The following is a 14,631-nucleotide window of genomic DNA, read 5'->3' as shown; positions in this document are numbered from 1 at the left end:
TTGTTGGTTCGTCACCAATTGGTGATGTCCTGGTCTTCACCCTCACCGCCTTCGCGGCCATCCTTGCCCAGAGAGGACAGGTCGTAGTCGCCATGTTCACCTGGCGCTTTGTATTGGTAGGCCCTTCCCCATGGATCTTTGGGTGGTGCCTTGCGCAGGTAGGGCCCCCACCAGCGGGACTCATCACCCGGCTTGACCCACAAGGCGTTCAAGCCTTGCTCGGATGAGGGATAGTGACCTGTATCCAGCCGATACTGATCCAGGGCCTTGCCCAAGGCATCCAGTTGCGCCGCGGCTGTCTTGACCTCGGACTTGCCGATCTGGGCGAAAAAGCGTGGGCCGACATAGCCCGCCAGCAAGCCGATGATGACCAGCACCACCAGCAATTCGAGCAGCGTGAAACCACGCGAGGACCTGGCCTGGCGTACAGCGGACATATCAGGGACGAGTTCAGCCAGCACCTCGCTGTGAGGCGCCAGACACAAGTTCTTCAAAGGGGATCCTTCCAGCCTCGCCAGGGCAAAGGCAAAGCACTGGGCATGATCCTATTGGGCTATTGCTGACAGCTTTGTGACAAACGCCAATCCGGCACGCGCTATCCCGCCACCTGGGGGGGGGGATAAGGCTGCCCGCAAGCTCAAACCCATCGGCGTGTATCCTGAAACCAAACACCCGATCTACTTCGACAGCATCCAACTGTCACTGGAGGAGCCTTTGGTCCGCACCTCGCACAAGCGCGGATTGCGCCTCAAGCATTCGCCCGTGTTCATCCAGTCCTTTGAAGTGGGCAATCTCAAAGACCTGGCCAGAATGACCAGCGCACCCCTGGTCCAGCTGCTCAACGACTCAGGCCGGCCCTATGACTTCGTCTTGAGCGGTGAAACACGCACCTATGCGGACCTCACCAGGCCCGATGATCTCCGGGAAATTGCCACCTGCGCTGTGAGCATTGGTGCGAATACCGTCCTGATGATCCCGCTTGTCAACGGCGCACTTGGTGCCCCCACCACATTGATACAGGATGCCCATGCGGCAGGTCTGAAGATCCAGGTATTCCTGGCCATGGGCATAGATGGCTTGTTTACCGATCAACCCTTCCTGGGCAAGCAGGCACGCGACGCATTGGCGCAGGCCTGAGGCTCTGCCCCCCCCGGCTGCCATCGCGAAAACGGGGGCTTGTGCCCCCGTTTTCAATTTTGACTGATCCAATCAGTGCCGAGCCATCATGGCAAGGGCACCTGACCAACCGCACAGCCCGACTCGTTCACCCCTACACCATCCAAGGTTCCGGGGCAGCGATCCAGCCCACCGGCCGCACCATCGCCCGGCACCCCGTCGCGGTCCGCATCCATCCAGACTGCGTCTTTCAAAACCAGGACGCGTGAGGACTTGGCCTGCAAAATGAGCGGGAAGCTCACGTCTGCACCGCTCACCACATCGACATACTTCTTGCAGGCAGCGGCATCGCTTACAGGACAATCGAACAACCGGGACGCGGTGCCCGCATTGTAAAAGCCGACAGGCTGTGCATTACCGGATACCGACTGAGCCGGCACGATGCGGACGTTGTCGATCCTCACCTGCCCAGTGGTCACCAACTCGAAATCAAGTCGGGCATTGCTCAAAGACTCCTTCGCATTGAAGATGGCCGTATAGGTTCGCCAGTTGGACGACAGGTTGAACCCCACCACATTGGTCTTGTCCGAGAAATTGCTCATGCTGCGCAGCACCGTTCGCAGGTTCTCACCCGCATTCACGGCCAAGGCATCAAATGTCAGCACATAGGTCTGCCCCTGTGTCAGCGTCATCGGCGAGGTGGTGTTGACAATGTAGATCTTGCGTCCCTCCGATGGCGCTGCATCTGCGCTCGGCTCCGTGGTGAGACATAACCCACCGCCGAAACAGCCGCCGGCACCAGCTGCCGACACGGCATGCCAGTCACCCCAACCTGAAAGCCCCTGCTCGAACCCACCATTCACAACCATATTGGCAGCACCAGCGACAACCTTCGTCCCGGCGGAGGTGGAAAAAACATTCCAAGGCGTTCTGGCCACCGTATCCTGCCCACTCTGTACCCACTGGCTGAAGGTCTTGTTGAACACACCGCCGGACTCGATCAAGGCGAACACCGGGGTGCCGTAAGTGGCATACACATTGTTGGAGTAAGTCGCAAAATCATCTGCACCGGCAAAATCACTGGAATGTGCAATCACTGGATTGGGCTGGCGCGAGGCCAACACGTTGCCTGTCACCGTGTTGAACCGCAAGTAGTTATTGGCGTCACAATCGGGCATCACACCACAATACTCAGGCACTGCAAACGTGGTCAGATTGCCGTGCCGGTTTTCCTGCATCCACAACTGTGTGCGGGTGTTCCCGACCAGTTTGTTGTTCCTGACGGTGTTGCTTCTGCCGTAGTGCAACATCACCCCACGGTCGAAGCCGGTAACGTAGTTGCCATCGACGGTGACGGCGCCCGCAAAGTCATCGAGGTAGATGCCGTTGGTCGCACTGCTGACCGTATCGGGCGCGACGTCAGCCAAGCCATCGAGGCGATCCGGTGCGCTGGCCAATAGTGCACCATCAACGAAGTTGGCGTTGATCGAATTACCAACATCGTTCTTGTAGACTAGCCCATACACGGCGCCGTCGTAGTCCAGACCACGCGCGTAGATACCGCCACAATCATCGAACTCCAGGCAGCTGTTCAGAACCACGTTGTTGTTGATGGCGTTCGATTTGGCCGCGCGAATGCCGATGTAGCTGGAGCGCTCAACCGTGTTGCCACTCGCAACGGAGCCATGCCCAAGCCAGATGCCGGCATGCGCGTACAGACCCAAGCCCGCGTTTCGAACAGTGTTGCCCGTCACCTGGATGGATCGCGTGCTGTTGCTACCCAGGTAGATGCCCGCCGCACCGCTGTCATTGACCACCGAGTTGGACACAGAACCACTTCCATAGCCGTTGTTGATGATGACGATGCCCATGGCACCGGCCCGCGCAACACTCAGGCCATCCAGGACAACAGCGCTGGTGGGACGATTGATGGCCACGGCATCCCCCCGGGACTCGGCAACGGCAAGGCCCTTGACTTTGACCGAAGCCACATCACGTGCTTCGATGGCATGCACGCGTGAAGACGCGTACAGCGCCTTGCCGCTCGGGTTTGCCCCCGATGGCAACCAGACATAGAGCTTTTTCGCAGCAGCATCGAAAACCCACTCACCCTCCTTGTCCAGCATCCACAGTTTGTTCTCCAGCCAATAGCCATTGCCCGCCGTCAGACGATAGGACTTGTCACCTGGCCAGGTCGCGTCAGCCGTGACACTCACGCTGGTCTTGCTGGCTGCTGCCTTGAGGTCATAACGCGTCATGAACCAGGGCCAGTTTTTGACGTAGACCTGCGCACCAACCAGATCACTTGCACCAACGGAAGCAGGCACTGAGCCGCTTTCAAGCAACATGGTGTGCGAAGTAGCGCCATCCACAACCGGCGTGCCAGCTGCCACGCGCAGGAACCTGTTCTGCCCTCGGTTGAACACGCCCTGGCCGCCGCCCACACCGATATTTGGATAGCGAGCCCGTTGCAAACGGGCGCCGTTGTAGATCAACTGACCAATGCCCGCCGGATAAACGACGCCCTGAACGTCTGTCTCGTTTCTGAGCACAGTGGAGACGTCTGCCACATAGATTTGGCCACTGTGCAGGGCCCAGTTCAATCCACCCACATTCGACGAAGCACGAATCAACGGCGCCGCCTCGGTTGAACTGTCAGGATAGCTGCCGTAAGTGACACCGTTCTTCAACTTGAGCGTGCCCTCCCAGACTTGCCCCTTCTTGAACAGCACGCGATCACCGGACTGGAGCGCGGCGCTGTTCACCTTGTCGAGCGTGCGCCAGGGTAAGAATTGCGAACCGGGATTTCCATCTCCCCATGACCCGGTATTGACGTAATAGTCGGCCGCAATCGCGGTTTGTGTGCACAAGGCCACCAGGCCGGCCAAAGCGTGGCCAGCCGCTAAGCGTCTGTATGACATATATTCCCTGGAGTTGATTGATGATGGTGCCCATCGAACGCAACGGGCGCAGATATGCTAAGCCCTGTGCCAGCTTTCGACAGTGCATGCAAACGATAGGTTCGCCACCATGACTACAAGCCATCTCATCTACCTGCACGGCTTCCGCTCATCGCCCCGGTCCTTCAAGGCGCAGATGCTGTCGCGACACATCGCCCGGCTGAACGACAACGGTGCCGAGTTGACCTGGTCATGCCCACAACTGCCACCGTCGCCCGCCGAGGCCTGGTCCTTGATCCAGCAAGAGACCTCATCCTGGCCCGCAGACGGCTTGGTCGTGATCGGCTCCTCTCTGGGCGGTTTCTATGCCACCGTGCTGGCAGAACACCGCGGCTGTCGTGCGGCTGTGATCAACCCGGCGGTGGAGCCAGCACGTGATCTGGCCAGGTACATCGGCGAACAAACGTCCTTCCACGATCCGGATGATCACTTTTTCTTCCGCCCCGAATTCATCGATGAATTCAACGCCATTGCCCGCTACCCCATCACCCGGCCCGAGCGCTACTGGGCGCTGATCGCCAAGGGTGACGAGGTGCTGAACTGGGAAGAAATGTCAGGGCGCTATCAGGCGGGCGCCCTGCGCCTGATAGAGGGCAGCGACCACGCCGTCAGCGACTTTGATCTGCACATGCCAGAGCTGCTGAAGTGGCTGGGCCTGCCTGCTGCAGGCGCGTGAGCCAGTCGTCCCGAGACAGGGCATGGACCCAGGCATCCCTCGGCTGATGGGAGACATTCGGATGCGACAACGCGCGCCGCAAGCGCCCCTCACATGGCATGCCAATCCTCGCGAGCATGGCCATAGAGTAGACGTTATCGACATCACACAAGGCATCGACCCGCCAGACATGCGCATGAGCGAAGGCCACAGCCAGAACAGCCCGCACAGCCTCGGCCATCAAGCCCTGCCCCCAGTAGCGGCTTGACATCAGATAGCCCAGCCGCAGGTGATGAGCCTCATCCGACGGAAAGCTCATCGGAGCCAGTTCGATCTGACCAAACACGCGCCCTGCTTGCGGATGGGGCGCCTTCAAGCTCAAACCCCAGACCCAGGCGCTCCCTTTCATCCAGCGATGGATGTCATAGCTGATACGCTGCCTCGTGTCCTCTACGGATTCATGCTGTCGCCAGCCCAGGTAGCGCAACACCTCCGGATCGCTGGCGTAGGCGTCGAACACATCTTGCGCGTCGCCGGCGCGCATGTCCCGCAGTTGCAGCCGAGGTGTTTCGATCAGACGAGGCCAGTCCATGGCCTGCACGATGCCGCATCCGAAAAACCCTGTCAGCCGCCCGCCGCATGCCCCAGCAACAAAATGGGACAATCACGGTCTGACACCAGAAAAGACCCCCATTCGATGTTTGCCCTTTTTGACGACGCCGGTAAATTCCAGGCCGGCCGTGTGATGTCCGAAGCCGACAGTTCGATGCAGATCGAGCTCGATTCGGGCAAGCGCGTGAAGGTGAAAGCCGCCAACGTGCTGATCAAGTTCGCCAAGCCCTCGCCAGCCGATATCCTGGCGCAGGGTGCGGCCCAGGCGGCCGACATCGATGTGGACCTGATCTGGGAAGTGGCCCCGGAAGACGAATTCAGCTTCGAGGACCTGGCCAAGGAGTATTTCAGCGCCAATGCCGACCCCGTGCAGCAGGCCGCCATGCTGATGCGCCTGTTCGACACGCCGCATTACTTCCATCGCCGTGGCAAGGGCCGTTTCCGCAAGGCGCCCGAGGACATCCTCAAGCAGGCCCTGGTCGCCATCGAGCGCAAGAAGCAGCAGGCCTTGCAGATCGAACAATGGGCGCAAGCGTTGGCAGCAGGCCAGTGCCCGCAGCCCATCAAGGATCAGCTCTACAAGATCCTCTTCAAGCCCGACAAGAACGGCCCCGAATACAAAGCCGTGGTGGACGCCGCCAAGGCCACGCAACGCGCCCCGCTGGATCTGCTCAAGGACGCGGGCGCCATCGACAGCCCCTACCTGTTCCACTACAAGCGCTTCCTGTTCGAGCACTTCCCCAAGGGCTCGGGCTTCCCCGCTCTGGAAGCGCCCCCGATCAAGGACGAGCTGCCCCTGGCCGCCGTGCGCGCCTTCTCGATCGATGACTCGATGACCACCGAGATCGACGATGCCCTGTCCGTGCAAGGACTGGGCAGCGGCAGCGTGACCTACGGCATCCACATCGCCGCGCCCAGCCTGGCCATTGCGCCGGGCTCGCCGGTTGATGCGTTGGGCCGCGCCCGCATGTCCACCGTCTACATGCCGGGCCACAAGATCACCATGCTGCCCGATGACGTCGTGCAGACCTACACGCTGATCGAAGGCCGTGACTGCCCCGCCGTGTCGCTGTACGTCACGTTTGACGAAGCCACATTGGCGGTCACCAGCAGCGAGACCAAGCTGGAGCGCGTGCCCATCGCCGCCAACCTGCGCCACGACAAGCTCGACGGCATCATCACCGATGCCACGCTCAGCGGTGAGGCCCCGGCCGCCTCGGTCAATTACGCCTTTGCACCCGAACTGGCCTTCGCCTTCCGTCTGGCCAAGCACCTGAAGGCCCAGCGCGAGGTCGTGCGCGGCAAGCCCGAGACCTTCAACCGCCCTGATTACAGCTTCAAGCTCATCGGCGCCAATGGCGAGAACACCATGAGCGACGGCGTGGAGCCCACCGGGCAAGAGCAGGTGGTGATCGGCACCCGCGCACGTGGCTCGGCGCTCGACTTGATCGTGGCCGAAGCCATGATCCTGGCCAACAGCACCTGGGGTGGCTGGCTGGCCGAACTGGGCGTGCCCGGCATCTACCGCAGCCAGGCCAGCCTGCAACCCGGCATCAAGGTGCGCATGAGCACCAAGCCCGCGCCGCACGCCGGCATGGGCGTGGCGCAGTACACCTGGGCCACCTCACCACTGCGCCGCTATGTGGACCTGGTCAACCAGTGGCAGATCGTCGCCTGCGCCAAGAATGGCCGCACGGCTGCCCTGGTTGCCCCCTTCAAGCCCAAGGATGCCGAACTGTTCGCCATCATCTCGAACTTCGACACAGCCTACAGCGCCTACAACGGCTTCCAGTCCGCCATGGAGCGCTACTGGACGATCAAGTACCTGGGCCAGCAAGGCCTGAGCGAGCTCGATTGCGCCGTCATGGTCAACGGCCTGGTGCGCGCCGACACCCTGCCCCTGGTCTTCAAGGCCATCGGTGCGGACAACCTGCCTCGCCATGCCAAGGTGCGCGTGCGCATCACCGGTGTCGACGAGTTGACCCTGGACGTGCACGCCAGCGTGGTGGCGCGTCTCGACGAAGCCACACCCTCTGATCAGGGTGACACCGAAGGTGGTGAAGACGATGAGGTGCTGGACAATGCAGGTCCATTGACCCTGGCCATCGACGTGACCGATGCGGACGCCCCTGCGGGCGACGCCCCGGCTGCCTGACGGCCTGGCCCCTCAGCCCGACTGCCTACGCCAAGCCTGAACGCGAATGCTGCAACGCCTTCGATCCCTGTGGAAACGCCTGAGCCTCCTGCAGATCTGCCTGGGGATCTCGGCGCTGCTGCACGTGGGCCTGTTCAGCTTCCGCTTCATTGACCCGGAAGGCTTCAACCGCACCTTCAAGGACACCCCGCTGGAGGTCATTCTGGTGAACGCGGGCGGCGAGAAACCACCAGAAAAAGCCCAGGCCCTGGCGCAGCAGAACCTGGCCGGCGGCGGTGAAGACACCGGCCGCGCCACCTCGCCGCTGCCGCCTTCGCCAGAAGCCGAAATGGGCGATGCGCTGGAGCAGACAGCCCGCATGATCGAGCAGATGCAGCAAGAACAGCAGCAACTGCTCACGCAGGTCAAGAACGAGCTGTCTGCCCTGCCGCCGCCGCAACCGCGCGCCAAGGCCGAGACCAGCCAGTCCCGCGCCGATGAAGAACGCCGCCGCCAGCTGACCAAGCTGCTGGCCGAAATCGAAAAGCGCATCCGCGAAGAAAACGAGCGCCCCAAGAAGCGCATCATCAGCCCGGCGACCATGAAGGCCGCCGATGCGATGTACTACAGCCAGTTCCGCACCCTGGTGGAGCGCATGGGCACTGATCATTTCCCCTCACACAACGGCAAGAAGCTGTATGGCGAGATGTACATGATCATCACGCTGGACCGCAGCGGCAAGGTGCGTGAAACCGAGATCACCATCAGCTCAGGCAACAGGATGCTGGACAAGCGCGCCGCCGAAATCGTCAAGCAAGGCGGCCCCTATGGGCGCATTCCGCCTGAAGTGATCGCCGGCAAGGACCTGCTGCTGATCTCCTCGCGCTTCCGCTTCACCCGTGACGAAGGCATGCAGGCCATCACCCAGGCGCCCGCGCCGGGTCAGACTGCCCCGGCCCCAGCCGCCCCCTGAACCAAGCACACATGACCACCGCAGACCGCTACGCCGTGGCCGGCAACCCGGTTGAACACAGCCGCTCGCCGCTGATCCATGCCCAGTTCGCCCAGCAGACCGGGCAGGCCGTGGATTACGGCCGCCTGCTGTGCCCGCTCGATGCCTTCAAGGCCCACATCCAGGCCTTCTCGGCCGGTGGCGCCAAGGGCTGCAACGTGACCGTGCCCTTCAAGTTCGAAGCCTTCGAGCTGGCTGCACGCCGTACCCCACGCGCCGAGCTGGCGCAAGCCGCCAACACCCTGCGCTTCGATGCCGGCAGCGCCGGCGGTTGGGTGGCAGACAACACCGATGGCGTGGGCCTGGTGCGTGACATCACTGTCAACGCGGGCGTGGCCCTCGCAGGCAAGCGCGTGCTGTTGCTGGGCGCAGGCGGCGCCAGTGCAGGCGTCATGGGCCCGCTGATCGAAGCGCGCCCCGCCGAGATCGTCATGGCCAACCGCACGGTTGAAAAGGCCCAGGCCATCGTGGACCGCCACGCCGCATGGGCAGCCCAACACGGCGTGAAGCTCAGCGCCCGCGGCTTGCAAGACCCGGGCACAGCCTTCGATGTGTTCATCAATGGCACGGCCGCCAGCCTGGCCGGCAGTGGCGTGCCCGTCGGGCCCGAGGTGCTGAAACCCGGCACGCTGGCGCTGGACATGATGTACGGCCCGGCTGCACAAGCCTTCCTCGACTGGGCCCGCAGCCATGGCGCCGTACCGCGTGATGGGCTGGGCATGCTGGTCGAACAGGCCGCCGAGAGCTTCGCCCTGTGGCGCGGCGTACGGCCCGATACCGCACCGGTGTTGGCCCACATGCGTGCCCTGGTTGACGCAGCCCAGCCTCACTGAACCCCGCAACCCCATCAGCAAGAGCCCACCGATGCGTGCAGTCTGGCGAATCGTCGTCCTGTTGATCCTCAGCGGCCTGAGCCTGCAGCTCTACTTTGCCGCCCGCATCGGCCTGATGCGTTTTGTGGACCCGCAATCCACCACCTTCCAGCGCAGCGAGATGTCCCGCCTGTTGCGTGAGCAAGGTGGCATCACGTGGAGCCAGTCCTGGCGCGACTACGACCGCATCTCCGACAACCTCAAGCGCGCCGTGATTGCATCCGAAGATGGCAATTTCGTCGATCACTGTGGCGTGGAATGGGATGCCCTGAAGAACGCCTGGAAGAAGAACAACCAGGCCCAGGCCAAGGTCGAGAAGATCCGCCAGCAGGCGCAGGAGCGCTACGACCGCGCCGTGGCACGCGCCAAAGCCCGGGGCCGCGCGGTGCCCCCGCCACCCACTGCAGCCACCACCGCAACACCGAAGATCATCGGCGGCTCCACCATCACCCAGCAACTGGCCAAGAACCTGTTTCTCAGCAGCGAACGCAACTTCCTGCGCAAGGGTGAAGAGTTCGTCATCACCTTCATGCTCGAAGGCATCCTGGGCAAGGAGCGCATCCTGGGCGTCTACCTGAACAACGTGGAATGGGGCGAAGGCGTGTTTGGCGCCCAGGCCGCCTCACGCCACTACTTCCAGGTGGAAGCCTCGCAGTTGAGCGCCATGCAGGCAGCCCGACTGGCCGTGATGCTGCCAGCACCCAAGCGCTTCGAGCAACAACCGCGCTCGGGCTACATCATGAGCCGCTCGGGCACCATCGCGGCGCGCATGGGTGGCGCCGAACTACCTTGATCCGCGATGCCAGCAAGGCACGACATCACTTCTTGTTGATGTCGTCCACGCCCTTCTGATAATTGTCATAGGGCTGCCCGGCTTCCTTCATGCAGCGCTGGCGATCATCGATATTGCTCATCGCATGGCACTGGTTCTGACGCCAGGCCTGCCCGGTGTTGTAGGCCAGTTGTTTTGAACAAGCGGTCAAGCTCAAGACAGCCAGCAGACCAACCCAGAATGTGATGTGGTGTTTTTTCATGCGCCACATCTTAAGAGATCAACCCCGGTTCAGCCAACGGCGCCAGGCCAGTGAATCCAGCGACAAACGGCCGGCACCGAAACAGGCCAGCGCCAAGGCCAGCACACCCCACAGGTGATGATCCTTGAGTGCAGCCGGCGCCAGATCCGGGTAGCTGATCACAGCCATGGCGTTCACAAAGAACAGACCGATCGCGGCAGGCCGTGTCAACAGCCCCAAAGCCAGCAACACGGAGAAGCCCAGCTCGCCACCGGTGCCCATCCAGGCGGCCAGTTCGGGTGACAACACGGGCACGTGGTATTCCTCGCTGAACAGGAAGAGCGTGGCATCCCAATCCCGCACCTTGGTCCGGCCGGATTTGAAAAAGACGTCAAACAGGTACAAGCGCGCAGCCAGCAAGGCCAGCGCCTGAGGCCAGACCTCCAGCCGCAACCAGGCCTGCATCAGGGCCAGAACGCGCGCGCGCAGGCCGCCTCCCGTTGTGCCGGTGGCTGCATGAGAATTCGAATCAAACGAAGAAGAGGTGGTCAACATGGGAGGCTCCAGACAAGTGCTTCCCGGTTGGTCGTGCGTGCGGGCGATTTCTTACACGGCACCCGGCGGCGGGCCTGCATCCTCATCCTGCGGCAGGCCGGCATCACCCTCTCGTGCCGCAAAACCCTGCATGGCCTGGCGAATGAAGCCCAGCTGGCCGCCAAAGTTGCGGCAACCTTCGCAGATCCAGGTGTGCACGCGCAGCATGGTGCGCTCGGACATGGCCAGGTCACGCTCCTGAGCCTCCGACATCAGGCGGGTGGCTTGTTCGCAGTTCAACTTCAACATGGTGGCGCGTCCTCAAGCTGCCTGCGCAAACCAGCGCTGATTCAGACACTCACGCAGACGCAGGCGCGCCCGGTGCAACTGCACGAACACATTGCTGCTGGTGATCCCCACGGTGCTGCAGATCTCGTCGGTCTCGAACCCCATGAACTCGCGCATCATGAAAACGCGGGCTTGCGAAGCCGGCATGCCATCGAGGCAGACCTCCAGCACGGCCCAGAACTGCTGTTGCTCCAGGCTGGCTTCAGGGCAATGCCAGGCGGTGGGCGAGCTGTCTTGCAGCCAGTGCCCGCGCTCGTCGAACAGGTCGCTCATGGACTGCTCTTCGCCTTCCTTGAGCAGGCTGCTGGCGTCCACCATGCGCTGCTTGTGGCGCAACAGGTCCGCCACCTTGTTCTTGAGGATGGCAAACACCCAGGTCTTGATGGCCGCACGGCCGGCAAAGCGCTGCGCGCCCGTCCAGGCGCCAGCCAACGCTTCTTGCACCGCGTCCTCCGCCAGGTGCCCGTCGCCCAGATGCAAGCGCGCGAACTTCACCATCTGCGTGCGCAAGGCGGCCAGAAAGCCGGGGTCATGGAGCCCCTGGCGATCCGCACCAGAAACGGCAGAAGCCGACGCACTCAGGTCGGCTTCATCGTTGGGCCCTGGATGCAGAGCAGCTTCGTCGCGAGACATGTGGGGAGCCTGGCTTGATTAAGCAGCCCCCACTGTAACGTCACGCGGCGTCGCCCTCTGGCTCAAAATCCACTTTGTCACGCACGGCGCAGCCCGGGCAGGCCCAGTCGTCGGGAATCAGCTTCCACGGCGTGCCGGGCTTGAAGCCCTCATGGGGCTCGCCTTTCGCTTCGTCGTACACGTAGCCGCAATTGGGGCAGCGGTAGGTCATGTGGAGGTCTCCTCGGTAGCCGGCGTGGGCGCCGGTCAGATCTCGATATCGGCCTGCTGGTCAGGCCCTTGAATCAGGTCGGGCTCATCACCCCGCTCATCAGGCCTCTTAATCAAGCCTTTTGGGCAGCCAGCTGGCGGGCATCGTCGGCGTAGCGCTTCATCAGGGCTTCGCGGCGTGGTGCATACCAGTTGATGCGGCTCATGTCGCCCTGGTAGTGGGCCAGCACGCGCTTGTTCATGACGGCATACCAGATGGGCGGGAAGTAAGCCAGGGTGATCATGCCGGCGTAACCAGAGGGCAGCTGAGGGCTGTTCTCGAAGTGGCGCAGGGCCTGGTACTTGCGGGTCGGGTTGGCGTGGTGATCACTGTGGCGCTGCAGGTGATACAGGAAGAGGTTGGTCACCATGTGGTTGCTGTTCCACGAGTGCTCGGGTTCGCAACGCTCGTAGCGGCCATCGGCCTTCTTCTGCCGGCACAGACCGTAGTGCTCCAGGTAGTTCACCACTTCCAGCAGGTGGAAGCCGTAGATGGCCTGGATGAACAGGAAAGGCAGCGCGGCCCAGCCCAGCACGGCAATCACGGCGGCAAACAGCAGCACCGACATGCCCCAGGACTGCAGGTTCTCGTTATCGGTGCTCCACACGCCCTTGCCCAGACGAGCCAGACGCTCGCTCTCCAGATGCCAGGCCGAACGCACGCTGCCAATCACGGTGCGGGGCAGGAAGGCCCAGAACGACTCGCCAAAGCGCGAGCTGGCAGGATCTTCCGGCGTGGCCACGTTCTTGTGGTGACCACGGTTGTGCTCGACGTAGAAGTGACCGTAGAACGTGGGCGCCAGCGAGATGCGCGCCAGCCAGCGGTCCAGCTTGTCCTTCTTGTGCCCCAGCTCGTGCGAGGTGTTGATGGCGATGCCATTGACCATGCCCACGCTCAAGGCCAGGCCCACCACGTGATACCAGGGCAGATCGGATGTCACCGCCAGCCAGGCGCCAAAGACGGTCACGACCAGTTGCAGGGGCACGAAGGCGTACAGCACCCAGCTGTAGTAACGGTCGCTTTCCAGTCCTTGCAGGGCGCTGTCAGGCGGGTTTTCGGCGTCTTCACCGAAGAGCCAGTCGAGCATGGGCAGAATCACGTGCACCAGACCAACGACAAACCACAGTGTCCACACGGCCTGGGTCTGCATGAACACGTACAACATGGCGATCCCGATGGCGGGTACGGCGGGGCCGAGCAACCACAGGAATCGTTTGGGGTCGGCCCACTTCTGTGCGGGGGCCGTGCTGACACTGGCGTTGGACATCGCTTCAATCTCCTTCAAGTGATGCCAGTGTCATCAATTTGATCTAGATCAGGAAGGGGCAAAAGTCCGTCCAGCCATCGCGATACGCCGGCATCAAATCAGGAAAAACCCGAGGTTTATCAAAGTTCACACAATCCCGGCGTTTGACACCACAAACCCGGATTTTCGGCATGCGTACTTTCCGGCCATTCATGGCATCCTGAGCCAATATGGATAGTCTCAGCCTGATTTTGGACGACATGCACTTTGATGGTGTGGTGTTCGCGTCCACGCACAATTCCACGCCTTGGGCGTGGCATCTGTCGACGCCAGGTCTGGCTGCCTTCCACATGGTTACCAATGGCCAGGCTTGGCTGATCCGCGAAGGCGAAGAGCCCTTGTTGCTTCAGGCCGGCGACTTGATCGTACTGCCCGCAGGCTGCATGCACCGCATCCAGGACAAGCCTCAAACCATGGCCGTGGCCCAGGATCTGGTGCCCTTCATGGCGAAATCCGAACTGGAGCCCCAGCGGCACGGCGGCCAGGGCGAGCCCAAATGCGACCTGATCAGTGGCCACGCACGTTTCGATGTGGACATGGCTGCCCCCTTGATCGCGGCACTGCCCAGCACCCTGCATGTGCGCGGCCTGGGCGAGGCGCCGCCCGTGTGGCTGGCCATCGGCCTGCAGTTCCTGGCGCACGAGGTGTCCTCACCCCGCCCGGCCCAGCAAGCCATCATCAACCGGTTGGGTGACATCCTCTTCATGGAATGCATCCGCGACTATGTCGAAGCCGTGCCGGAAGGCTCAGGCAACTGGCTGGCCGCCCTCAAGGACCGCGCCTTGTCGAACGCGCTGGCCAATATGCACCGCGACCCGCGTCGCAACTGGACGGTGCCTGAACTGGCACAACAGGCCTGCCTGTCACGCTCGGCGTTTGCCGACCGCTTCAGCCAGACTTTGGGCGAACCACCCCTGACTTATCTGACGCGCCATCGCATGCGCCTGGCCGCGCGCCAACTGGCCAATTCGGGTTTATCGATCAGCAAGATTGCCGATCAGGTGGGTTATGCGTCGGAGGCTGCGTTCAGCCAGGCGTTCAAGCGCGAGTACGGTGCATCGCCCTCTGCTTGGCGGCAACAACGCATGAGTGCGAACGCCTCACGACCTGGCCATGGCCCAGGTGAAAACGATTCCCCCAATGAAAAAGCCGCAGCCTGAGGCTGCGGCTTGATGCTGAAGCGAAA

At 62.2% G+C, this 14,631-nt stretch carries 16 protein-coding genes; 7 read left to right on the top strand and 9 right to left on the bottom strand.

The annotated features are described in order from the left end of the window. Positions 1-11: 11 nt before the first annotated feature. Positions 12-437 (bottom strand): type II secretion system major pseudopilin GspG, encoded by a 426-nt coding sequence (gene gspG / locus HY836_RS04610; RefSeq protein WP_290674119.1) that lies wholly within the window; start codon positions 435-437, stop codon positions 12-14. 133 nt (positions 438-570) lie between these two features. Between gspG and HY836_RS04605 the strand changes: the two genes are divergently transcribed. Beyond that, on the top strand, positions 571-1,137 hold the full coding sequence (locus HY836_RS04605; protein WP_290674021.1) for a glycerophosphodiester phosphodiesterase family protein: 567 nt from the start codon (positions 571-573) through the stop codon (positions 1,135-1,137). An 86-nt stretch (positions 1,138-1,223) separates the two neighbouring features. Here HY836_RS04605 and HY836_RS04600 read toward each other — a convergent pair whose 3' ends face one another. Further along, entirely contained in the window at positions 1,224-4,037 is a 2,814-nt protein-coding gene (locus HY836_RS04600; RefSeq protein ID WP_290674019.1) for a carbohydrate binding domain-containing protein, read from the bottom strand. A 109-nt stretch (positions 4,038-4,146) separates the two neighbouring features. Between HY836_RS04600 and HY836_RS04595 the strand changes: the two genes are divergently transcribed. Further along, entirely contained in the window at positions 4,147-4,752 is a 606-nt protein-coding gene (locus HY836_RS04595; protein ID WP_290674017.1) for a YqiA/YcfP family alpha/beta fold hydrolase, read from the top strand. On the opposite strand, the gene HY836_RS04590 is transcribed toward HY836_RS04595, so the two are convergent. Beyond that, entirely contained in the window at positions 4,685-5,323 is a 639-nt protein-coding gene (locus HY836_RS04590; protein WP_290674015.1) for a GNAT family N-acetyltransferase, read from the bottom strand. The two genes, HY836_RS04595 and HY836_RS04590, sit on opposite strands and share 68 nt — an antisense overlap. Before the next feature lie 105 nt (positions 5,324-5,428). Here HY836_RS04590 and HY836_RS04585 point away from each other — a divergent pair, with 105 nt between their 5' ends. Genes HY836_RS04585 through HY836_RS04570 form a run of 4 tightly spaced genes read left to right on the top strand, consistent with a single transcriptional unit; the run spans position 5,429 to position 10,154 of the window. After that, the gene (locus HY836_RS04585; RefSeq protein WP_290674013.1) at positions 5,429-7,498 is read left to right on the top strand and encodes an RNB domain-containing ribonuclease; all 2,070 of its coding nucleotides are present in this window, start codon (positions 5,429-5,431) and stop codon (positions 7,496-7,498) included. Between the two features lie 46 nt (positions 7,499-7,544). After that, a complete protein-coding gene (locus tag HY836_RS04580) occupies positions 7,545-8,450 on the top strand; it encodes an energy transducer TonB (protein ID WP_290674011.1) in 906 nt (301 codons plus the stop codon). An 11-nt stretch (positions 8,451-8,461) separates the two neighbouring features. Beyond that, positions 8,462-9,322: a shikimate dehydrogenase gene (gene aroE / locus HY836_RS04575; protein WP_290674009.1), complete on the top strand. Its 861-nt coding sequence runs from the start codon at positions 8,462-8,464 to the stop codon at positions 9,320-9,322. Between the two features lie 31 nt (positions 9,323-9,353). Further along, complete coding sequence (locus HY836_RS04570; RefSeq protein ID WP_290674007.1) at positions 9,354-10,154, top strand: transglycosylase domain-containing protein; 801 nt, start codon at positions 9,354-9,356, stop codon at positions 10,152-10,154. Between the two features lie 25 nt (positions 10,155-10,179). On the opposite strand, the gene HY836_RS04565 is transcribed toward HY836_RS04570, so the two are convergent. From HY836_RS04565 to HY836_RS04540, 6 genes are all read right to left on the bottom strand, one after another. Next, a complete protein-coding gene (locus tag HY836_RS04565; protein WP_290674005.1) occupies positions 10,180-10,395 on the bottom strand; it encodes a hypothetical protein in 216 nt (71 codons plus the stop codon). Between the two features lie 18 nt (positions 10,396-10,413). After that, the gene (locus tag HY836_RS04560) at positions 10,414-10,929 is read right to left on the bottom strand and encodes a DoxX family protein (RefSeq protein ID WP_290674003.1); all 516 of its coding nucleotides are present in this window, start codon (positions 10,927-10,929) and stop codon (positions 10,414-10,416) included. Positions 10,930-10,980: 51 nt separating this feature from the next. Beyond that, positions 10,981-11,217, bottom strand: coding sequence for a zf-HC2 domain-containing protein (locus tag HY836_RS04555; RefSeq protein WP_290674001.1), 237 nt, complete (start codon positions 11,215-11,217; stop codon positions 10,981-10,983). 12 nt (positions 11,218-11,229) lie between these two features. Continuing rightward, entirely contained in the window at positions 11,230-11,889 is a 660-nt protein-coding gene (locus HY836_RS04550; protein WP_290673999.1) for a sigma-70 family RNA polymerase sigma factor, read from the bottom strand. A gap of 40 nt (positions 11,890-11,929) precedes the next feature. Further along, positions 11,930-12,100, bottom strand: coding sequence for a rubredoxin (locus tag HY836_RS04545; RefSeq protein WP_290673997.1), 171 nt, complete (start codon positions 12,098-12,100; stop codon positions 11,930-11,932). A gap of 112 nt (positions 12,101-12,212) precedes the next feature. Next, entirely contained in the window at positions 12,213-13,406 is a 1,194-nt protein-coding gene (locus HY836_RS04540; RefSeq protein WP_290673995.1) for an alkane 1-monooxygenase, read from the bottom strand. A gap of 209 nt (positions 13,407-13,615) precedes the next feature. Between HY836_RS04540 and HY836_RS04535 the strand changes: the two genes are divergently transcribed. Further along, the gene (locus HY836_RS04535) at positions 13,616-14,605 is read left to right on the top strand and encodes an AraC family transcriptional regulator (protein ID WP_290673993.1); all 990 of its coding nucleotides are present in this window, start codon (positions 13,616-13,618) and stop codon (positions 14,603-14,605) included. The last annotated feature ends 26 nt before the right edge of the window (positions 14,606-14,631 follow it).

Origin of the sequence: Aquabacterium sp., assembly GCF_016234775.1 — a bacterium.
In the GTDB taxonomy this organism is placed as follows: domain Bacteria; phylum Pseudomonadota; class Gammaproteobacteria; order Burkholderiales; family Burkholderiaceae_C; genus Aquabacterium.
This window is presented reverse-complemented; position numbering and strand designations above follow the sequence as displayed.